The sequence below is a fragment of the Streptomyces afghaniensis genome (assembly GCF_044327915.1).
GTDB lineage: Bacteria > Actinomycetota > Actinomycetes > Streptomycetales > Streptomycetaceae > Streptomyces > Streptomyces afghaniensis.
Map to the genome: position 1 here is coordinate 653,422 of NZ_JBIRGJ010000001.1, position 19,437 is coordinate 672,858.

Consider the following 19,437-nt stretch of genomic DNA (forward strand, 5'->3'; position numbering starts at 1 on the left):
TCGACAAGGGGTTAGGAAAGGGGCTTTATAAAGTGCGGCCCTGGTGGGAGCCGGTCATGGCCGGTCGGCGCCCGACGGCGGCCTGCTCATCATGCCCCAAGGGGTGGCCCGGGTGCCGTTTGTCCCTGACCCGCACGGCTCGCCACGGCGGCCGCGAGTTGCTGCTGCACCGGCTCGGGCAGCGTGCCGCCGTGCACCGTGTCCACCAGGTCCCGGGCCAGATGGTGCAGCTTGGTGTTGGTGTTCTGGGAGGTCCTGACCAGCACGCTCCAGGCCGCCGAGGGGCTCAGGCCGAAGGAGGCCATCAGGATGCCGCGGGCCAGGTCGATGGTCGGCCGGGTCTGCATGGCCCGCCGCAGCTGGGCGACTTCGGCGCGGAGGTCCTCGTCGTCGGCCGGCCCTGGGCCGGGCTCGTCGGCGGCGGCAGGGGATACGGCGCCCTCGTGCGGGCCCGGCGCCATGAACAGCTCCCGGGTGCCGGTCAGGTCGAGCAGGCGCTCCACCGCGCGGCCGCTGGAGCGGACGGCGACCGTCTTGCCCTGGTCGAGGGCGCGCACGCGCAGGTCGAGCAGCATGTTGAGGCCGGAGCAGTCGCAGAACCCGATCGCGTCCAGCCGCAGGTCGATGCCGCTGACCGACAACGTGAGGATGTCGTGCAGATCCGGCAGCAGCCGCCGGCTGCCCAGGTCGAGTTCGCCCCACACGGTGACGGTCATCCGGTCGCCGTCCGGTGTGACGTCCATGGTCGCCATGCACGGCGGGATCTCCGCCGGCGCGTCGGCGCCCGCCGCGGATACGGCGCCCTCCTGGGTGTGAGACCGCGCAGTGTGCGCAGCGTCCGGCATGGCCCCGTTCTCCCTTGTTAGTTCGCCGTGCCTCCGTGTTCCAGCGTTGCCTCTCTACCCCACACCCGTCAACCAATACATGAAACGAAGTACGTGTTTTTGAATGCGTGTACGTGAGGTCGGTAGAGTTGGGGCATGGATGGAGTGCCCGAGCCACACACCGGATGGACGTTTCTCACCAACCATGCCCGGGTGCTGGCAGCCATCGCCGACAACCACAGCGCCCGTATCCGGGACATCGCGGCCCACTGCCGGCTCACCGAACGCGCCGTCCAGAAGATCATCGCCGATCTGGAGCAGGACGGTTATCTCTCCCACACCCGGGAGGGCCGCACCAACACGTACCGGATCGACCCCGCCAAGGTGCTCCGGCACCCCGCCGAGGCCGGTCTGACCGTGGCGTCGCTGCTCTCCCTGCTCGTCAAGGACGAGGCCGACCGCGCCACGGCCCCCGACGACCACAGCCGGCCGCACGCCACGACCTGACCCGCGGACCCGCTACGCCTCCCTCAGTACGTCCCGCACGAAGGCGTTGGTGAACGTCCCCTCGGGGTCCAACTCCCGCGCCAGCACCCGGAAGTCTCCGAGCCGCGGATACAGCCCGCGCAGGTCGGACGCCGGCACGGTGAACACCTTCCCCCAGTGCGGCCGCGCCCCGAACGGCTCCAGCGCCTCCTCGACCCGCCGCACCACCGGCAGCACCGCCGGCGTGTCCTCGACCCAGGTGAAGTGCGCCGCCACGGTGTCCCGGCCGTAGGAGGGGCTCAGCCACTGGTCGTCGCCGGCGACCGTACGCACCTCGCAGGTCTGCAGGACGGGCGCGATGGTCTCCCGGATCGCGTCGAGCGCGTGCAGCATCTCGACGGCGTGCCCGCGCGGCAGCAGGTACTCCGACTGCAACTCCGCCCCGCTGCTCGGGACGAACTCCGCCCTGAAGTGCGGCAGCCGCTCGTGCCACGGCCCCGGCACACCGAACTGCTCGGTGCAGTTGACCGCGGGCATCCCCGGCACGGGGTGCGTCTTCTCGGTGGCGGGAGCGGCCCAGGGGAAGGCGGGCAGCGGCTGGTCGGAGCGCCGCTTGAGCCACACCTGCCGGAAGCCCGGCGCGCGCCAGTCGGTGAACAGGCTGACGCTGTACGCCGTCGCCATCACCGTCTCGAAGGTCCCGGAGTCCAGTCCCGCGAAGGGCAGTTCGGTGAACACGTGCTGCTCGACCTCGAAGGTGGGCTCCAGGTCGAGGGTGAGCGCGGTGACGACACCGAGCGCGCCCAGCGAGGTGACGGCCCCGCCGAACCGCTCCTCGTCCCGGCCTATGGTCACCGTCCCGCCGTCCGCCGTGACCAGCTCCACCTCGCGCACGGCCGCCGAGAGCGGGCCGTTGAGCACGCCCGAGCCATGGGTGCCGGTCGCGACCGACCCGGCCACCGAGATGTGCGGCAGGGACGCCATGTTGTGCAGTGCGAGCCCCTGCCCGTGCACCCGGCGGGCCAGCTCCGCGTAGCGCACGCCGCCGCCGACCCGGACCGTCCGGGCCTTCGTGTCGACGTCGATCTCCGGGGGGAGGCCGGCCAGCGACAGCAGGACGCCCTCGGCGCCCGGTTCGGCGATCTCGTTGAACGAGTGTCCGCTGCCCAGCACCCGCACCCGGTCGCTGTCCGCGACGAGCGCGCGCAGCGCGCTGAGGGAGCCCGGCCGGTGCAGTTCCTTGGCCGCGTAGGTGATGTTCCCCGCCCAGTTGGTCACGGTCCCGTTCATCGCGTCGTCCTTCCCCGAAACAGCGGGGACCGGGACAGCCCCCTGCCGGAACCTACCCCGGCCCGTCGTCCGTTGCCGCTGCCGCCCGGCCCGGTCTACCGTGGAGAGGCGGTAGAGAGCGTTTTCTATCGCTGGTGGGAACGACACGCCCCAGCCCTTCTCCGAGCCGGAAGGTCACCTCCTTGAGCCAGCGCCCCAAGGCACTGTTCGCCATGACCGCCGAGAACGTGCCGCAGGTCTTCCCGCCCGAGGTGCTGGCCCGGCTGCGGGAGGCGGTGGACATCGATCCGGCGCTCGTGGCACGGGACTTCGCCGACCCGGGCGTGCGCGAGGTGCTGGCCCGGACCGAGATCCTGGTGACCGGCTGGGGCTGCCCCCGGCTCGACGAGGCCGTCCTCGACTCGGCTCCCCGGCTGCGCGCCGTGCTGCACTCGGCCGGCTCGGTCAAGTCCTTCGCCACCCCCGGGATCTGGCGGCGCGGCATCGCCGTCTCCTCGGCCGCCGCCGCCAACGCGCTGCCGGTCGCCGAGTACACCCTCGCCATGATCCTGCTCGCCGGGAAGGACGTCCTCGCCGCCCGCGACCGGATGCGCACCACCCGCACCTCCTCCGGCTGGGGCGTCGTCCCCGGCATCGGCAACTACGGCCGCCGCGTCGGTGTCATCGGCGCCTCCCGCATCGGCCGCCGCGTCCTCGAACTGCTCCGCCCCTTCGATCTGCGGCCCGCCCTCACCGACCCGTACGTCGACGAGCGGGAGGCCGACGCGCTCGGCGTCCCCCTGCTGCCGCTGGACGACCTGCTGCGCACGTCCGACATCGTCACCGTCCACGCGCCCGAGACGCCCGAGACCCACCACATGATCGGCCGTCGTGAACTGGCCCTGATGCCCGACGGGGCGGTGCTCATCAACACCGCGCGCGGCGCCCTGGTCGACCACGACGCCCTCGTGGCCGAACTGCGCGCCGGGCGCCTGACCGCGATCCTCGACGTCACCGACCCCGAGCCGCTGCCCGCCGACTCTCCCCTCTACGACCTGCCCGGAGCCTTCGTCACCCCGCACCTCGCGGGCTCCCAGGGCAACGAGCTGGCCCGCCTCGGGCTGACGGTCGCCGAGGAGGCGGAACGGCTGCTGACCGGGGGGAAACCGGCGTACGCAGTCGACCTCGCGGCACTGGACCGCGAAGCCTAGGGCCTCTTGACCGTTCCTCGGTCAGGGCCATGACCCCAGCGCGTGCCATGCGAGGACGATGCACAGCACCAGTTGGACCGCTCCGATGAACCAGTGCCCGAGCCGCAGCAGCAGGACGCCCGTCACCCCCAGTGCCAGGGCCAGGGCGCCGAAGGACAGCAGTGGTGCCCAGTCCGCCGGTGGTGCGCAGGTCGCCGGCTGCCCGGCGCAGGCGTCCATCCGGCCCAGCCCCCGTACCGAGAGCAGGAGGACGACCAGAAAAGCGGCCGCCACGTCCGCCACCAGCACGAGCAGCAGGAGGCATCCCGCGGTGAGCGCATCGCTCCCGGCGGAGGGCTGCCTGTCGGCGCGTTCGGGCATGTCCATATCGTCGGGCGGAACCCACCCTTCCACCCGGGTCGTCGCAGACTTGCAACCCGTGCGTGCCCAGAAGGGACATCCGCCCGAGTCGGGGGGACCCGGTACCGGCCTCGCGCACCCATGGGCATACCGTGAGGAGTCGTACGTTCGAACCGGGAGGAGACACGGCATGGGCAGCGGCAGCCGTACCGCGCTGGTCGAGGATCTGATGGAGCGGTTTCCGCACGTCCCGCGGGAGGCCGTCTTCAAGGAGGACCTGCTCCGGGGCGGCGTGGCCTTCGACCCGTCCGCGCTCAGCGACAACGAGGGCGGCGAGGTCAAGCCGAAGTCGTACTTCATCTTCTCCTTCGACCACGGCACCCTGCCCGAGCTGGGCGAGGCCGCGCTGCGCCGGCCGCCCGAGGAGATCATCCTCACCGGCGGCCCCTACGACCTGCGGCGGACCGTCGTCTCGGTGCGGGTGAACCCGTCGTCGCCGTACCGCGTCGCCGCGAACGAGGACGGCGTGCTCGGCCTCTACCTCGACGGCAAGCGCATCTCCGACGTCGGCGTGCCGCCGATGCCCGAGTACTACCGGCACACCCTCGCCAGCGGGAAGTCGGTCATGGAGGTGGCCCCGACCATCCAGTGGGGCTACCTGATCTACCTGACCGTCTTCCGGGTCTGCCAGTACTTCGGCGCCAAGGAGGAGTGCCAGTACTGCGACATCAACCACAACTGGCGCCAGCACAAGGCCGCCGGGCGCCCGTACACCGGGGTGAAGGACGTCGAGGAGGTCCTGGAGGCCCTGGAGATCATCGACCGTTACGACACGGCGAAGGCCTCCACCGCCTACACCCTCACCGGCGGCGCCATCACCAAGACGGTCGCGGGCCGCGACGAGGCCGACTTCTACGGCCACTACGCCAAGGCCATCGAGGAGCGCTTCCCGGGGCGGTGGATCGGCAAGGTCGTCGCCCAGGCGCTGCCGCGTGACGACGTGCAGCGGTTCAAGGACTACGGCGTGCAGATCTACCACCCCAACTACGAGGTGTGGGACGAGTACCTGTTCAAGATGTACTGCCCGGGCAAGGAGCGCTACGTCGGCCGCGACGAGTGGCACAAGCGCATCCTCGACTCGGCCGAGATCTTCGGCGCGCGCAACGTCATCCCGAACTTCGTGGCGGGCGTGGAGATGGCCGAGCCGTTCGGCTTCACCTCGGTCGACGAGGCCATCGCCTCCACCACCGAGGGCCTGCGTTTCTTCATGTCGCACGGCATCACGCCCCGCTTCACCACCTGGTGCCCGGAGCCCACGACGCCCCTCGGCAAGGCCAACCCGCAGGGCGCGCCGCTGGAGTACCACATCCGCCTGCTCCAGGCGTACCGGCAGACCATGGAGGACTTCGGCCTCTCCTCGCCTCCCGGCTACGGTCCCCCCGGCGCCGGCAACGCGGTCTTCTCCGTCAGCTCCTTCATGGACAGCCTCCCGGCGGACGAACCCACCGCTGTTTGATAACGCTTCGATGACGTCGTCCATCATTGCGGTACGGGGTTGAGTCACAGGGCGGCCGTGTCCGTATGGCGTACAAAGGCCAAAGCCGTGGGGGCCGCCGCCCTGTGCTGACATCTGAACAGGGCGCTTGTCAGTTGTGTGGGTGGCGTGAAAAGCTCTGGCCCTGCCGCGAGGTTTCCCCCAACTCCATTGCCGAAGTGGTGAGTTGACCTCGCTTGTGGATGCAGGAGACCCATGCCCGACCTGCCGACCCCTCAGGACGCCGCCGAGGCCGCGCTGTTCTCCGAGTGCTGGGACGCGGTCCTCGCGTACGCCGATCTGTGCACGTCCGGCTCCAGCGCCGCCGCACAGCTGGGCCGCGAGGCGTTCGCACACGGCACGCGTGAGGCCCGCGCGGCCGAGACCGGCCAGGCCAGAAGCGCCGGCCGCCGCGCGGCCCGGCTGCCCCGGATACCCCTGCTGCTGACCGCCGTACGCACCACGGCGGCGGCCTGGGAAGAGGAGGGGCAGGGCCACAAGCTCGACCCCGACCTGCGCCTGTGGCTCAACTCGGACAAGGCCGTCCGCTACACCGGCCCGCCCCTGCAGCGCCCGCTCGCGCTGCGTGGACTGCGCGACCTGCAGCAGGCCGACGCCGAACTGCTGTGGCTGGCCGAGGTGGAGGCGCTGCCGCTGTCCGTGGTCGCCCGCCGCCTGGGCCTCGACCCGGCCACCGCCGCCGACGAACTCCAGCAGGTGCGCACCCTGTTCCGGGACCGCTGCCACCGCAACCACCTCGACACCCCGATGGACGCCCGGTGCCGCAGCTACGCCCGGCTGCTGGACGCCGTCACCCGCTCCTCCGCCGCCGACGCCCCGGGTGACCTCTCCCGGCACCTCGCCACCTGCGTCCAGTGCGCCGAGGCCGCCGCCTGTCTGCGGCTGCACGGCGGCGGACTGCCCGGGGCACTGGCCGGCGGGGTGATCGGCTGGGGCGGCCTCGCCTACCTGGAGCGCCGCCGCCGCGCCGCCGAGGTGCGGCTCGGTGCCGGCCGGCCCGACGGGGCGGGCAAGGCGCCGGGAGAACCGGAGGACGGGGAGCAGAAGGCGCGCGTCGCCCGCAACGGACTCCTCGTCGCCGCCGTCCTGGTCTCCGTGCTCGCGCTCGGCGTCTCGATGATGCCCTTCGGCGGCTCCGGCGACGACCTCGGAGCACCCGGCGACGCCGGCCGTCAGCCGGTGGCCGACCCCAACCCCGAACCGCCCCTGCCGTCCGCCCCCGACCTGCCGCCCGCGACCTCGAAGCCGGCCGACGACGCCACCGAGAACACGGGCAAGTCGGAGAAGCCCGCCAAACCGGAGGGCACGAACCGCCACACCGAACCGCAGGGCACGTCCTCTCCCACAAAGAGCGGCGAGAGCGGCGAGAGCGAGAACCCCACCTGCCGGGTCGAGTACGACCTGGTCAACCAGTGGCCCGACGGCTTCCAGGCCACCGTCACGGTCACCAGCAGCAAGCCCCTCGACTCCTGGCGCGTGTCCTGGTCCTTCCGCGACGGCCAGCAGGTCGGCCAGATGTGGGACGCCTCCGTCTCCCAGGACGGCTCCCGCGTCACCGCCGCAGCCGCCGACTACAACAAGTCGGTCCCCGCGGGCGGCGACCTGGCCTTCGGCTTCCTCGCGTCCTGGCACGGCAAGAACTCCCCGCCGTACGACTTCACGCTGAACGGACGGGACTGCGCGAAAAGCAGTTGACGCGGCCGGGCCGTGACGGGATAGCGTGACGGCGGTTCCACGAGGGGCCGGGTTTCACGAAGAGCCGAGGACCGAGGAGGTGTTGACCGATGGCTGTCATTGCGATGGGCGCTGCCCGCATCCAGTTCATCAAGTCCACCTCCATGGCCGCCGGCTGATCCGACCGACTGTCGGGCCGGGGGCCGACCTCGAAAGGGTCACCCTTGACTTCCAGCTCCGCTTCATCCGTTTCCTCCGCGCTCGCTCCCTACGGCTGGGACGACGCATGGGCGGACGAATTCGCCCCGTACGGCACCGAAGGACTGCTGCCCGGACGCGTGATCCGGGTCGACCGGGGACAGTGCGACGTCGTCACCGCCGACGGAGTGCTGCGGGCCGACACGGCGTTCGTCACCCCGCACGATCCCCTGCGGGTCGTCTGCACCGGCGACTGGGTCGCCGTCGAACCGGGCGGGAACCCGCGCTACGTCCGCGCGTATCTGCCGCGCCGTACCGCGTTCGTCCGCTCCACCTCCTCCAAGCGGTCCGAGGGGCAGATCCTCGCGGCCAACGTCGACCACGCCATCGTCGCCGTGCCCCTTTCCGCCGAGCTCGACCTCGGCCGTATCGAACGGTTCCTCGCGCTCGCCTGGGAATCCGGGGCGCAGCCCCTCGTCGTCCTCACCAAGGCCGACCTCGTGCCGGACGCCGTCACCCTCTCCCACCTCGTCCAGGACGTCGAGACCAGCGCGCCCGGCGTGCCGGTGGTGCCGGTCAGCGCTGTGGACGGGGCCGGTCTCGACGTGGTCGCGGCGATCGTCGGCGGGGGGACGTCCGTGCTGCTCGGGCAGTCCGGCGCGGGCAAGTCGACCCTCGCCAACGCGCTGCTCGGCGAGGACGTCATGGCCGTCCAGGCCATCCGGGACGTCGACGGCAAGGGCCGGCACACCACGACGACCCGCAACCTGCTCGCGCTGCCCGGCGGGGGCGTCCTGATCGACACGCCCGGACTGCGGGGCGTGGGGCTCTGGGACGCCGAGACCGGCGTCGGGCAGGTGTTCTCCGAGATCGAGGAACTGGCCGAGCGGTGCCGCTTCCACGACTGCGCCCACGAGGCCGAGCCGGGCTGTGCCGTGCTGGCCGCCGTCGAGGAGGGCGACCTGCCGGAACGGCGGCTGCAGAGCTACCGCAAGCTCTTGCGGGAGAACCAGCGCATCGTCGCCAAGACGGACGCCCGGCTCCGGGCGGAGATCCGCAAGGACTGGAAGCGCAAGGGCGCGATCGGAAGGGCCGCGATGGAGGCCAAGCGCGGACCGCACTGGCGTGCGTAGCCGCCCGGTATCCGGATCGAGGGAGGGAGCGGCGTCCGGAGCGTCGTGTCCGATTTCCGCCAGCGGCAGCCCCGCCGACGGCGGAGACTGGACACCGTGAGGGACGAAGACACGAGGGAAGACCCCAGGTACGAAGCCGTACGCAGTCGTGACGGGCGTTTCGACGGCGCCTTCTTCTTCGCCGTCGAGACGACCGGCATCTACTGCCGGCCGAGCTGCCCCGCGGTCACCCCGAAGCGGGCCAACGTACGGTTCTTCGCCACGGCCGCCGCCGCGCAGGGCTCGGGCTTCCGGGCCTGCCGGCGGTGCCGCCCGGACGCCGTGCCCGGCTCCGCCGAGTGGAACGTCCGCGCGGACGTGGTGGGCCGGGCCATGCGGCTGATCGCCGACGGCGTGGTCGACCGCGAGGGCGTCGCCGGGCTCGCCGGACGGCTCGGCTACAGCGCGCGGCAGGTGCAGCGGCAGCTCACCGCGGAACTCGGCGCCGGACCCGTCGCCCTCGCCCGGGCCCAGCGGGCCCACACCGCCCGCGTCCTGGTGCAGACCACCGACCTGCCGATCACCGAGATCGCGTTCGCGGCGGGCTTCGCCAGCGTGCGGCAGTTCAACGACACCATCCGTGCCGTGTACGCGTCGACCCCGAGCGAGCTGCGCGCCGCCGCCGCGCCGAAGAGCGGCCGGTCCCGTCGTACGGCCACCCCGAACGCCGGCATCCCGCTGCGGCTGGCTCACCGCGGCCCCTACCAGGCCGGCCCCGTCTTCGACCTGCTGGAACGCGAGGCCGTGCCCGGCGTCGAAGAGGTCGGCGGCCCGCCCGGCGCGCGCACCTACCGGCGCACGCTCCGCCTCCCGTACGGCACCGGCATCGTCGCCGTCGACGAACGCCCCCGCACCGCCCGGGCCGGGTCCGGCGCCCACCCGGGCGGCTGGCTCGACGCCCGGCTGCACCTCACCGACCCCCGCGACCTCACCACCGCCGTGCAGCGGCTGCGGCGGCAGTTCGACCTCGACGCCGACCCCTACGCCGTCGACGAGCGCCTCGGCGCCGACCCGGGGCTAGCACCCCTGGTCGCCGCCCGGCCCGGCCTGCGCTCGCCGGGCACCGCCGACCCGGAGGAACTCGCGGTACGCGCACTGGTCGGCCGGGCGGAGGCCGAACGGCTCGTACGGCGGTACGGCAAGGCCCTCGACGCCCCCTGCGGCAGCCTCACGCATCTCTTCCCCGAGCCCGCCGTCCTCGCCGGGGCCGAACCCGGCGGCGCCCTCGGCGCGCTCACCGCCGCCCTCGCCGACCACGCCGTACGCCTGGACCCGGGCGTCGACCGGGACGACGCTCAGGACGCCCTGCGGGCCGTGCCCGGCCTGGACGCCCGCACGATCGCCGAGATCCGCACCCGCGCCCTCGGCGACCCCGACGTGGCCCCACCCGGCGCCGACGTCCCCGACAGCTGGCGCCCCTGGCGCTCGTACGCCCTGAACCACCTGCGCGCAGCAGGGAAGTGGGAGTTGTGATGACCTCGACGTACTGGACGAACGTGGCCTCCCCGCTGGGGCCGCTGCTCCTCACCGCCGCCCCGGACGGTGCGCTGACCTCGCTGTCCGTGCCCGGGCAGAAGGGCGGACGCGTGGTGGACGACGACTGGCGGCAGGACCCGGGACCGTTCCGCGAGGCCGAGGAGCAGCTCGCCGCCTACTTCGCCGGGGAACTGAAGGAGTTCCGGCTGGCCTGGCGCACCGACGGCTCCGTCTTCCGGGAGAAGGTCTGGGCCGCGCTGGACGACATCCCGTACGGCTCGACCGTGACCTACGGCGAGATCGCCGCGCGCATCGGGGCGCCCAGGGCCGCCGTACGTGCCGTGGGCGGGGCGATCGGCGCCAATCCGCTGCTGGTCGTCCGGCCGTGCCACCGGGTGATCGGTGCCGACGGGACGCTGACCGGCTATGCGGGCGGCCTGGAGCGCAAGGTAGCGCTGCTCACGCACGAGGGGGTGCTGTAGGAGTGTGCTCTCACGCCCCGAAAACGGCCCCCACCCAGGCCGCCGCGATCAGCTGGCAGGTGAACAGTTCCGCCAGCACGCTGGAGCCGCCCGCGCGCATCGCCGTGCGCACGGCCGCGACGGCCTCGGCGTGGCGGCCGAGGCGGAGGCGTTCGGCGAGGTAGATGCCGGCCAGGAAACCGGGGATCGAGCCGATGACGGGGAGCAGGACGAAGCCGAGGGTGGATCCCGCTCCGGCGTAGGCCAGCATGCGCTGGGTGGCGCCGCTCGCCCGCAGCCGCCGGGGAGGCAAAGCCCAGCGCACTCCCTGGGAGAGGAACATCAAAACCGTGGCTCCCACCAGGATCCACCAGGCGACGGGCTGCGGGTCCTTCAGCGCCCACCACATGACCGCGGCCCACACCAGCAACGAACCGGGCACCGCGGGCAGCAGCACTCCGCACAGACCGAGCAGGATGACCAGCCCGACCAGCAGGAGGTCCCACACTCCCATCTGACCAGCCTGCCGGAATATGGGAGAAGGCGCAGGTCAGAAGCGTAGTCGCGGTTCAGACGCGCAGGTCAGCCGCGCGGTCGCCGGAACATGGTCATATCGCATGACCGTTCTACGGCTCACTCGACGTGTGGTTCGCGGCGCCGTGAGAGGCCGGTTTTTCCACAAGCCCCGTTTCATCCGGCTCCTGCGGTGGACAATTAGGGGCATGAGCCAGCAGGGGGGAAGGCCCACCGGTCCCGAGGACGACTGGTGGGGGCAGTTGTACGACGACTCCACCGGCGACACGGGCCCCACACCCGCACCCGATTCCCTCGACGACCGCTTCGCCTCGGCGGCGGGGGCGGTGGGCGACCGGGGCGTTTCCGTCTCCGAGCCGGTGGTTCCGGCGCCTCGCCCCGGCGCCGACGACGTCATGGACACCCCACGAGTTTCCGGCCGGTCACCCCGTCGCGCCCCCTGGGAGCCACCACCCGCCCGTCCGCCGGGGCCGGTGACGTTCCCGACTGCGGCGAAAGCGGAGGGACGAGAGGGAGCGGCCGAGGAGGAGTCGATGCCCGGGGCCGACTCACCGGGCGGGCGGACGTCCCCGGCCGGTGCGTCCATGCCGGCCGGGCCCGGTGGCCCCTCGGACAGTCCGGGGGAGACTCCCGGGACGACGATCCCCGCCTCGGGGACGTCCCCCGGCCCACCGACGGTCCCCCCGCCGCCCCCGGCCCCTCCCGTCCGGCCGGGGCCCGAGGCCCGCTCGACCACGGCGGATGCCCCGCCCAGGGGGCCCACAGGGCCGACAGCCGAGCCCCGCCGAGGCGGGGCCGAAGTCCCCGCCGCCGAGCGGGGCGGCGCTGACTCCGGGACCGGGCCCGGCGGGGCCGCGCTCCGCACCCCCCGGCCCGGCGGGAGCGCATCCCCCGCCCCAGCCGAACCGCCGCCCGCACCACCTCGCCCCGCAGGCCCCCCGCCGACCTCACCACCGCCCGTCGACTCCCCGCCCATGCCACCCCGGCCGGCCGGCTCGCCCCTCATGCCTCCACCGCCCGCCGACCCCCCGCCCGATCGACCCGAACCCCGGTTCGAGCGCCCCGCGTCCTCCCCCCGGCCCCGTGGCCACGTCGGCTCGCGGCCGCCCACCTACGACGCCGAACCCACTGCCCTTCCGCTCGCCGACCCCGATGACCTGGACGACCTCGTCGCGGACACCGTGCTCGACGGAGCCCGGTACGGGGCCTGCACGCTGCGGGCCGTGTCCGTGCGGGGGGACTCGGCGCGGTACCGGGGAGAGCCGCGGCGGGACTCGCTGCTGACCGCGCGGTTCGGCTCCGGCGAGCAGGCGCTGCTGCTGGTGGCGATGGCGACCGGGGCCAGGGCCACACCGGGGGCGCACCGGGCCGCCGCCGAGGCCTGTCACTGGATCGGCCGGGCCGTCGGACGCAGTCACGCGCGGCTCGTGGAGGACATAAGGGCGGGTCGGCGCGGCGACCTCAAGTCCGGACTGCACCGCCTCACCGACCGCAGCCTCGGCAAGCTCCGCGCCAGCGCCGCCGAACAGGGCGTCGACCCGGAGGAGTACGCGGCCGGCCTGCGCTGTCTGCTGCTGCCCGCCGACCCCGAGTGCCGTACGCGCGTCTTCTTCGGCGTCGGTCCCGGCGGGCTGTTCCGGCTGCGGGACGGCGAGTGGCAGGACATCGAACCGCAGGTCGCCGAGATCAAGGGCGAACCGGTCGTGGGCTTCGGATCGCCGCCCTCCGAGACGCCCGACGGCGACCGGCTCACCATGGACCTCGGCATCCCGACCCCGCCCAGCCCCTACGAACCGGCCCCGGAACCACCCCGCGAACCCTTCCGGTTCCGCACCTCCGTCGCCCGCCCGGGTGACACGCTCCTCGTGTGCAGCACCGGCCTCGCCGACCCGCTGCGCGGCGAACCCGAACTGGGGGAGTACCTCGCCGAGCGGTGGTCCCGCCCCGAACCGCCCGGCCTCGCCGCGTTCCTCGCGGATTCCCAAGTACGGGTCAAGGGTTATGCGGACGACCGTACGGCCGCGGCCGTTTGGGAGGCGTGAGGACGTCTCCTGTGACTTGATGGAACCCGGAGGGATCCCAGGAGACCGAAGGGGCAGACGAGAGACATGGCCAAACAGAACGTCGCGGAACAGTTCGTCGACATCCTGACCCGCGCCGGAGTCAAACGCCTCTACGGAGTCGTCGGCGACAGCCTCAACCCGGTCGTCGACGCCGTCCGCCGCAACTCCGCCATCGACTGGATCCACGTCCGGCACGAGGAGACCGCCGCCTTCGCCGCCGGGGCGGAAGCCCAGATCACCGGCAAGCTCGCCGCCTGCGCCGGCTCCTGCGGGCCCGGCAACCTCCATCTCATCAACGGCCTCTACGACGCCCACCGCTCCATGGCCCCGGTCCTCGCCCTCGCCTCGCACATCCCGTCCAGCGAGATCGGCCTCGGCTACTTCCAGGAGACCCACCCCGACCGGCTGTTCGCCGAGTGCAGCCACTACAGCGAGCTGATCTCCAGCCCGAAGCAGATGCCCAGGCTGCTCCAGACCGCCATCCAGAACGCCGTCGGCCGCTCCGGCGTCAGCGTCGTCTCCCTGCCCGGCGACATCGCCGCCGAGCCCGCCCCGGAGAAGGCCGCCGAGACCGCCCTGGTCACGTCCCGTCCGACGGTCCGTCCGGGCGACGCCGAGATCGACCGGCTCGTCGAGATGATCGACGACGCCGACAAGGTCACCCTGTTCTGCGGCAGCGGCACGGCCGGCGCGCACGCCGAGGTCATGGAGTTCGCCGGGAAGATCAAGTCCCCGGTGGGGCACGCGTTGCGCGGCAAGGAGTGGATCCAGTACGACAATCCGTTCGACGTCGGCATGAGCGGGCTGCTCGGGTACGGCGCCGCCTACGAGGCCACCCACGAGTGCGACCTGCTGATCCTGCTCGGCACGGACTTCCCGTACAACGCCTTCCTCCCCGACGACGTGAAGATCGCCCAGGTCGACGTACGGCCCGAGCACCTCGGCCGCCGGTCGAAACTGGACCTCGCGGTGTGGGGCGACGTACGGGAGACGCTGCGCTGCCTCATCCCGCGGGTGCGGGAGAAGAAGAACCGCCGCTTCCTCGAACGGATGCTGAAGAAGCACGCGGACGCGCTGGAGGGGGTGGTGAAGGCGTACACCCGCAAGGTCGACAAGCACGTGCCGATCCACCCCGAGTACGTGGCGTCCGTACTCGACGAAGTCGCCTCCGACGACGCCGTGTTCACCGTCGACACCGGCATGTGCAACGTCTGGGCCGCCCGCTACATCTCACCCAACGGCCGCCGCCGCGTCATCGGTTCCTTCTCCCACGGCTCCATGGCCAACGCGCTGCCCATGGCGATCGGCGCGCAGTTCACCGACCGGAAGCGGCAGGTCGTGTCGATGTCCGGCGACGGCGGCTTCTCCATGCTGATGGGCGACTTCCTGACGCTCGTGCAGTACGACCTCCCGGTCAAGGTCGTCCTCTTCAACAACTCCTCCCTCGGCATGGTCGAGTTGGAGATGCTGGTCGCCGGACTCCCCTCCTACGGCACCACCAACAAGAACCCCGACTTCGCCGCCGTCGCCCGCGCCTGCGGTGCCTACGGGGTACGCGTCGAGAAGCCCAAGGACCTCGCCGGTGCCCTGAAGGACGCCTTCAAGCACAAGGGCCCTGCCCTCGTCGACGTCGTCACCGACCCCAACGCCCTGTCCATCCCGCCGAAGATCAAGGCGGAGATGGTGACCGGGTTCGCCCTGTCCGCCTCCAAGATGGTGCTGGACGGCGGCGTCGGCCGGATGGTCCAGATGGCCCGCTCCAACCTGCGCAACGTGCCGCGGCTGTAGGGGTTTCCGCTAGCTGTAGGGCACCCACCGGCGTGCCGAGGTGTCGTACATGTACCGGGGCAGTTCCTTGATGCCGCTGGTGCGGAACGGGCGGCCGGCGTCGTCGACGCGGACGGTGCCCTTGCGGCCCTGGGAGGACCACTCCAGCTCCAGGAACCAGCGGCAGTCGCACCCCTGTGTCCTGGCGTTGACCAGCAGCACCTCGGGGTCGCGGGCGGAGACCCGGTAGGGCATGCGCACCGCCGGGATCGGCGTACCCGCGTCGCTCCCGGCCACCGCGCGGGCGATGGGGCGGTCCTTGTCCAGGTTCACGTCGAAGGAGCGCGGGGTGATCGAACCGCCGCAGCCCTGGTCCATGGCATAGGCGTTGCCCGGCGCGGGTGCCGAGCGCCCCACCACGCGCACGCGCAGCGCCTCCAGCACGACCGCCGTGTCGGTCCGCCCCTGCACGGACAGCCGCACGAGCGTCTCGCCGCCGTGCACCGCGTTCTGCGACGCGGCCCAGACCCCGGCGTCCTGCGGGACGGGCGGCGGGGGCACCTGCGCAGGCGCCTTGGCGACGACGTAGTCGTGACCACAGCCGAGCTTCCACGCCTGGGAGTCGGCGGCCCAGGTGAGGGGTGGGGCGGAGGCGGGTTTGCCGGCGGGCGGGGTGGTGCGGACGGAGGGGGACGGGGAGGGCTTCAGCCGCTTCGGGGTGGCGGAGGGCGAAGACCGCCGCGGAGCGGGGGAGGTGCCGCTCGGGGCCGGGGAGGGGCTCTTCCCGTCCGGGGCTTCCGTCTTCGCCGTACCGGACGGGGCCGGAGCGGCAGTGCCGGGCCGGTCGCCCGCGGACGCACGCCGCCCGTCCGGCAGCGCAGCGAGGCTCCCGAGTGCCGCTGACACCGCGCAGACGGCGGCCAGTCCGACCGCGACGCGTCTGCGGCGGTACCAGGGCCGACGAGGGAGCGGCGGCGCCTCCTCCGCAGGGCCGTCGACGCCGGCCGGTGCGGCCTCCGGTTCCTCCGCCTCGGCGGCGACCGCGCCGTCCTCGGCCGTATCCGCCCCGCTCGGCGTGCGGGGCCGCTGCCGCGCCGCCACCGCGAGGAGCCAGCGGCGGTGCAGCTCCAGACGTTCCTCCGCTGACGCCCCGCACAGGGCGGCGAAGCGCTCCACGGGCGCGAAGTCGACCGGGACCGCCTCGCCCGCGCAGTAGCGGTGCAGGGTCGAGGTGTTCATGTTCAGGCGGCGGGCCAGTGCACCGTAACTGCGGTCCGTGCGCTCCTTCAGCGTCCTCAGCAGCGCCGCGAACTCCCCGACGTCGTCGACGTCGCCGTGTACCGACACCGTTCCCCCGTCCTTCTTGCTCGGCCCGGCCCGGTACGGCATCCCAGGCACCCCATGTACCTGCACGTCAGAGGGGCTGGGATGGTTCCACCGTGCCGGATCGGATGCGAGCTGTTGCATCCGGGCGGTGGGACCGCTGATGCTCTTGGTGTCGCACCGACCAGGCCCGGGCCGACCAGCCGGCCTCGTCGCGGCATCCACATCCACGTACTCGTCCACGGGGGAACATCCATGCCCATGCGCATCCGAGCAAGCGCTCTCACCGCCCTGACCGTCGCCGCCCTCGCGGCGGGCTCGGTCCTCACGGCACCGGCCGCCGGTGCCGCGCCGAAGGCCGCCGCACCGAAGTTCCTGTCGGCGTCCCAGCTGCCGCCGCACCCGACCTCGGCCTGGACGGCCGGCCCGGTCACCGAGGGGTTCCCGGAGGGGCTCGGCACCTGCGTGGACACGGAGGGCGTGCCCTCCTACGACTACCGGCACCGGGAGTTCCGGACCGACCTGGACACCGGCGCCGTGCAGCTGACCGTCGTGGCGGACACGGCCGCCCTGGCCAAGGCCCTGGCGAAGCACTACGACGACCTGATCCGCACCTGCGCCGACCGCATCGAGAAGAACGACCCGGACGTCGAGGCCGAGGGCCGGGACTACGGTTCGCTGCCCGTCGAGGAGGGCGCCCGCGTCCGCGGACTGCACACAGAGACGTCCTGGGGCGCCACGGACATCTCGCTGCTGTCGGTCGGACGGGACGGCAGGACCGTCACCGTCGTGTCGTGGGGCCAGATGGGCGACTTCGACGACGCGCCCGTGGCCGCCTTCAAGAAGACGACGACCACCGCCGTCAACAAGCTGTACTGACCCGGCGGCCACCGGCAACAGACCGGGGCCGTCCTCCCGCCACGGGGGTGGGGAGGACGGCCCCGTACCGGCCGGGAACCCCGGGAAGACCGTCGTACTTCGGCCAACTTCACCGGTTCGCCGCGCGCGGGGACCAGCGGCCCCGCGGCCTCGTCCCGTACGGAAGGAACGGCAGCCGGCCGTCGGCAGTTCGTCCGATCCACGGCGGTCAGGATCCGTCGCGGGACGCACACGGGCTACCCTCTTGTCTCCCTTCTCCGCGCCGCCGTACCGCTCAGCGCCCGTCCGCCCGGCCCGCCGGTCCCGGCCGGATGGCCGAACACCCGGTCGTTGACGATTCGAGATGACTGCCGCGTGCCCGACGGGGCATGGATCCCCGTGAACGTGTTCGAGCAGGAGGGGAACCGACATCGGCGCGCGGGCGGGGGTCATGGAGAGGCAGGCACGAGGAGGCGGTCCCATAACGATCGGGGCCTTCTCGGCGAAGACGGCGGAGGACCAGACCGAAGACGTCACGGAGCAGGTGGCGGCGCCTCAGTTGAGGCGCAGGCTCGGGCGGGCGGACCTACGGGCCGTGCCGGAAGCCCGCAGGGCGCTGCGCGAACTGCTCGGGCAGTGGGGGAGGACCGCACGAGCGGACGTGGCGGAACTGCTCACCAGTGAACTCGTCACCAACGCGATCGTCCACACCGACCACGACGCGGTCCTGACGGCCACCGTCGGACCCCGTGGACTACGGGTGGAGGTACGGGACTTCGTGGCCCGCAGACCCCGGCTGCGCGTACCGGTCGCCGACGACGGTACGAACGGCAGAGGCCTGTTCCTGGTGCAGTCCCTCGCGGACGCCTGGGGTGTCAGGCCGCACGGAGTGGGCAAAGCCGTCTGGTTCGAGCTGGAGGCCGAGGCGGCGTGAACAACGGAGCAGCACGGCGGAAGAGGAACGGGGAAAGGGGCGCGGCCCGCAGGCCACGCCCCTTCCCGGCTCTGTCCGAGTGCGGCCGGATCAGCCGAACTGCTGCTCCAGGTCCTTGAGCTTGCGCTCCAGCGAGTCGAGACGCGGCAGCGCCTGCGTGTCGTCCTCAGCGGTGAGGTCGACGGTCACCGGGTCAGCTCCATGGCGAACGGGCTGAAGGGAGGGACGCGAGCGGACGGGCAGTTGTTCCGGCGCGGATATGGCAGGCTCCGCGGAGACCTGCGAGGAGCCGCGCTCCACCTGCACCTCCAGCTGCCGGCCGCCACCACGGCCGAAGTGGCCGCGGTGCCCGCGGCTGATCGCCTTCAACTGGGCGCGCTCCACGCGCTGCTGGTCGCGCCGCCGCTGCCGGGCCTCGTCCTTCTTGCGCTTGTCGTCGCGCACCTCGTCGACGGCCTCGTCCAGGCTGCGCACACCCTCCAGAAGCATCAGCGACCAGGCCTTGTACGTCTCCCGGGGGGCCCGCAGCCAGCGCACGATACGGATCTGCGGCAGTGGGCGCGGCACCAGGCCCTGCTCCCGCAGGGCGGCCCGGCGGGTCTGCTTCAGCGCGCGGTCGAAGAGGACCGCCGCCGAGAGGGACATGCCGGCGAAGAAGTGGGGAGCGCCGTCGTGGCCGACGCCCCTGGGCGCGTGCACCCAGTTGAACCAGGCCGCGGCGAGCGCGAACGTCCATACCAGTATCCGCGAGCCGAGCGCCGCGTCACCGTGGCTGGCCTCGCGCACCGCGAGTACGGAGCAGAACATCGCCGCGCCGTCCAGGCCGAACGGGACGAGGTACTGCCAGCCGTTGGAAAGGCCGAGGTTCTGCTCGCCGAAGCCGACCAGGCCGTGGAAGGAAAGCGCGGCGGCGACGGCCGCGCAGCAGAACAGGAGGACGTAGGAGACGGTGCCGTAAAGGGCCTCTTTGCGTCTGCGGCGTTCCTCGCTGCGCTCCCAGGAATCGTCCGCGCTCGTGTCCTTGACCGAGGAGCGCTTGCCGCGCGCGAGCACCGCCACCGCCGCCAGCATGCCCAGGAGAAGCACGGCGCCCGGAAGCAGCCAGTTCAGCGATATGTCGGTCAGTCTCATCTGGGTGGTCCCTTGCATTGGGATAGGGCGTAACGCCCGCCATAGTGGCCCAATCCCACCGGCCCTCAGGGGGTTTCGGGGCAAGAGGCCGCCAAGGAAGTGCAAGGGATTGCCCAGGGCGGCATTCTGCTCGAACTGCCGCTTGAGGGGCAGGAGTTGAGT

The 19,437-nt window shown here is 72.4% G+C and carries 17 protein-coding genes; 11 read left to right on the plus strand and 6 right to left on the minus strand.

Annotation, left to right across the window (positions count from 1 at the left end; genetic code table 11):
* Positions 1 to 89: 89 nt before the first annotated feature.
* Positions 90 to 845, minus strand: a complete 756-nt coding sequence (locus ACH4G3_RS02725; RefSeq protein WP_397622737.1) for an ANTAR domain-containing protein — start codon at positions 843 to 845, stop codon at positions 90 to 92.
* Positions 846 to 980: 135 nt separating this feature from the next.
* On the opposite strand from ACH4G3_RS02725, the gene ACH4G3_RS02730 reads away from it, so the two are divergent.
* The gene (locus tag ACH4G3_RS02730; protein WP_397622738.1) at positions 981 to 1,331 is read left to right on the plus strand and encodes a helix-turn-helix transcriptional regulator; all 351 of its coding nucleotides are present in this window, start codon (positions 981 to 983) and stop codon (positions 1,329 to 1,331) included.
* Positions 1,332 to 1,343: 12 nt separating this feature from the next.
* Here ACH4G3_RS02730 and ACH4G3_RS02735 read toward each other — a convergent pair whose 3' ends face one another.
* Positions 1,344 to 2,600 (minus strand): D-arabinono-1,4-lactone oxidase, encoded by a 1,257-nt coding sequence (locus ACH4G3_RS02735; RefSeq protein WP_397622739.1) that lies wholly within the window; start codon positions 2,598 to 2,600, stop codon positions 1,344 to 1,346.
* A gap of 182 nt (positions 2,601 to 2,782) precedes the next feature.
* Between ACH4G3_RS02735 and ACH4G3_RS02740 the strand changes: the two genes are divergently transcribed.
* Positions 2,783 to 3,790 (plus strand): hydroxyacid dehydrogenase, encoded by a 1,008-nt coding sequence (locus tag ACH4G3_RS02740; protein ID WP_397622740.1) that lies wholly within the window; start codon positions 2,783 to 2,785, stop codon positions 3,788 to 3,790.
* 21 nt (positions 3,791 to 3,811) lie between these two features.
* Here the strand turns inward: ACH4G3_RS02740 and ACH4G3_RS02745 are convergent, their stop codons facing one another.
* Entirely contained in the window at positions 3,812 to 4,150 is a 339-nt protein-coding gene (locus ACH4G3_RS02745; RefSeq protein ID WP_397622741.1) for an inner-membrane translocator, read from the minus strand.
* A gap of 169 nt (positions 4,151 to 4,319) precedes the next feature.
* Between ACH4G3_RS02745 and ACH4G3_RS02750 the strand changes: the two genes are divergently transcribed.
* The 5 genes from ACH4G3_RS02750 (at position 4,320) to ACH4G3_RS02770 (ending at position 10,686) form a co-directional block, all read left to right on the plus strand.
* The gene (locus ACH4G3_RS02750; protein WP_397622742.1) at positions 4,320 to 5,645 is read left to right on the plus strand and encodes a radical SAM protein; all 1,326 of its coding nucleotides are present in this window, start codon (positions 4,320 to 4,322) and stop codon (positions 5,643 to 5,645) included.
* A gap of 234 nt (positions 5,646 to 5,879) precedes the next feature.
* Complete coding sequence (locus ACH4G3_RS02755) at positions 5,880 to 7,379, plus strand: cellulose binding domain-containing protein (protein WP_397622743.1); 1,500 nt, start codon at positions 5,880 to 5,882, stop codon at positions 7,377 to 7,379.
* Positions 7,380 to 7,582: 203 nt separating this feature from the next.
* The gene (gene rsgA, locus ACH4G3_RS02760; protein WP_397622744.1) at positions 7,583 to 8,689 is read left to right on the plus strand and encodes a ribosome small subunit-dependent GTPase A; all 1,107 of its coding nucleotides are present in this window, start codon (positions 7,583 to 7,585) and stop codon (positions 8,687 to 8,689) included.
* A gap of 96 nt (positions 8,690 to 8,785) precedes the next feature.
* On the plus strand, positions 8,786 to 10,201 hold the full coding sequence (locus tag ACH4G3_RS02765) for a DNA-3-methyladenine glycosylase 2 family protein (RefSeq protein WP_397622745.1): 1,416 nt from the start codon (positions 8,786 to 8,788) through the stop codon (positions 10,199 to 10,201).
* Positions 10,201 to 10,686, plus strand: coding sequence for a methylated-DNA--[protein]-cysteine S-methyltransferase (locus ACH4G3_RS02770; RefSeq protein WP_397622746.1), 486 nt, complete (start codon positions 10,201 to 10,203; stop codon positions 10,684 to 10,686). The genes ACH4G3_RS02765 and ACH4G3_RS02770 overlap by 1 nt, the downstream gene beginning before the upstream one ends.
* A gap of 10 nt (positions 10,687 to 10,696) precedes the next feature.
* Here the strand turns inward: ACH4G3_RS02770 and ACH4G3_RS02775 are convergent, their stop codons facing one another.
* Entirely contained in the window at positions 10,697 to 11,179 is a 483-nt protein-coding gene (locus tag ACH4G3_RS02775; protein ID WP_397622747.1) for a DUF456 domain-containing protein, read from the minus strand.
* 1,024 nt (positions 11,180 to 12,203) lie between these two features.
* Between ACH4G3_RS02775 and ACH4G3_RS02780 the strand changes: the two genes are divergently transcribed.
* Both ACH4G3_RS02780 and ACH4G3_RS02785 read left to right on the plus strand, forming a co-directional pair.
* Positions 12,204 to 13,241, plus strand: coding sequence for a protein phosphatase 2C domain-containing protein (locus tag ACH4G3_RS02780; RefSeq protein WP_397622748.1), 1,038 nt, complete (start codon positions 12,204 to 12,206; stop codon positions 13,239 to 13,241).
* A 66-nt stretch (positions 13,242 to 13,307) separates the two neighbouring features.
* The gene (locus ACH4G3_RS02785) at positions 13,308 to 15,050 is read left to right on the plus strand and encodes a pyruvate dehydrogenase (RefSeq protein ID WP_397622749.1); all 1,743 of its coding nucleotides are present in this window, start codon (positions 13,308 to 13,310) and stop codon (positions 15,048 to 15,050) included.
* 9 nt (positions 15,051 to 15,059) lie between these two features.
* Here ACH4G3_RS02785 and ACH4G3_RS02790 read toward each other — a convergent pair whose 3' ends face one another.
* On the minus strand, positions 15,060 to 16,418 hold the full coding sequence (locus ACH4G3_RS02790; RefSeq protein ID WP_397623364.1) for a helix-turn-helix domain-containing protein: 1,359 nt from the start codon (positions 16,416 to 16,418) through the stop codon (positions 15,060 to 15,062).
* 189 nt (positions 16,419 to 16,607) lie between these two features.
* Between ACH4G3_RS02790 and ACH4G3_RS02795 the strand changes: the two genes are divergently transcribed.
* Both ACH4G3_RS02795 and ACH4G3_RS02800 read left to right on the plus strand, forming a co-directional pair.
* Complete coding sequence (locus ACH4G3_RS02795) at positions 16,608 to 17,231, plus strand: hypothetical protein (protein ID WP_397622750.1); 624 nt, start codon at positions 16,608 to 16,610, stop codon at positions 17,229 to 17,231.
* A gap of 430 nt (positions 17,232 to 17,661) precedes the next feature.
* Positions 17,662 to 18,144, plus strand: coding sequence for an ATP-binding protein (locus ACH4G3_RS02800; RefSeq protein WP_243378922.1), 483 nt, complete (start codon positions 17,662 to 17,664; stop codon positions 18,142 to 18,144).
* A 90-nt stretch (positions 18,145 to 18,234) separates the two neighbouring features.
* Here the strand turns inward: ACH4G3_RS02800 and ACH4G3_RS02805 are convergent, their stop codons facing one another.
* Positions 18,235 to 19,275 carry a DUF2637 domain-containing protein gene (locus tag ACH4G3_RS02805; RefSeq protein ID WP_354743487.1) on the minus strand — a complete coding sequence of 347 codons (1,041 nt, stop codon included), beginning with the start codon at positions 19,273 to 19,275 and terminating at the stop codon, positions 18,235 to 18,237.
* Between the last annotated feature and the right edge of the window lie 162 nt (positions 19,276 to 19,437).

Bases quoted from the DNA above. Each gene is read 5' to 3' on its own strand.
- ACH4G3_RS02725 (WP_397622737.1), bottom strand. From the start codon at position 845: ATGCCGGACGCTGCGCACACTGCGCGGTCTCACACCCAGGAGGGCGCC.
- ACH4G3_RS02730 (WP_397622738.1), top strand. From the start codon at position 981: ATGGATGGAGTGCCCGAGCCACACACCGGATGGACGTTTCTCACCAAC.
- ACH4G3_RS02735 (WP_397622739.1), bottom strand. From the start codon at position 2,600: ATGAACGGGACCGTGACCAACTGGGCGGGGAACATCACCTACGCGGCC.
- ACH4G3_RS02745 (WP_397622741.1), bottom strand. From the start codon at position 4,150: ATGCCCGAACGCGCCGACAGGCAGCCCTCCGCCGGGAGCGATGCGCTC.
- ACH4G3_RS02750 (WP_397622742.1), top strand. From the start codon at position 4,320: ATGGGCAGCGGCAGCCGTACCGCGCTGGTCGAGGATCTGATGGAGCGG.
- ACH4G3_RS02755 (WP_397622743.1), top strand. From the start codon at position 5,880: ATGCCCGACCTGCCGACCCCTCAGGACGCCGCCGAGGCCGCGCTGTTC.
- ACH4G3_RS02770 (WP_397622746.1), top strand. From the start codon at position 10,201: ATGACCTCGACGTACTGGACGAACGTGGCCTCCCCGCTGGGGCCGCTG.
- ACH4G3_RS02775 (WP_397622747.1), bottom strand. From the start codon at position 11,179: ATGGGAGTGTGGGACCTCCTGCTGGTCGGGCTGGTCATCCTGCTCGGT.
- ACH4G3_RS02780 (WP_397622748.1), top strand. From the start codon at position 12,204: ATGCCTCCACCGCCCGCCGACCCCCCGCCCGATCGACCCGAACCCCGG.
- ACH4G3_RS02785 (WP_397622749.1), top strand. From the start codon at position 13,308: ATGGCCAAACAGAACGTCGCGGAACAGTTCGTCGACATCCTGACCCGC.
- ACH4G3_RS02790 (WP_397623364.1), bottom strand. From the start codon at position 16,418: ATGCCGTACCGGGCCGGGCCGAGCAAGAAGGACGGGGGAACGGTGTCG.
- ACH4G3_RS02795 (WP_397622750.1), top strand. From the start codon at position 16,608: ATGCCCATGCGCATCCGAGCAAGCGCTCTCACCGCCCTGACCGTCGCC.
- ACH4G3_RS02800 (WP_243378922.1), top strand. From the start codon at position 17,662: ATGGAGAGGCAGGCACGAGGAGGCGGTCCCATAACGATCGGGGCCTTC.
- ACH4G3_RS02805 (WP_354743487.1), bottom strand. From the start codon at position 19,275: ATGAGACTGACCGACATATCGCTGAACTGGCTGCTTCCGGGCGCCGTG.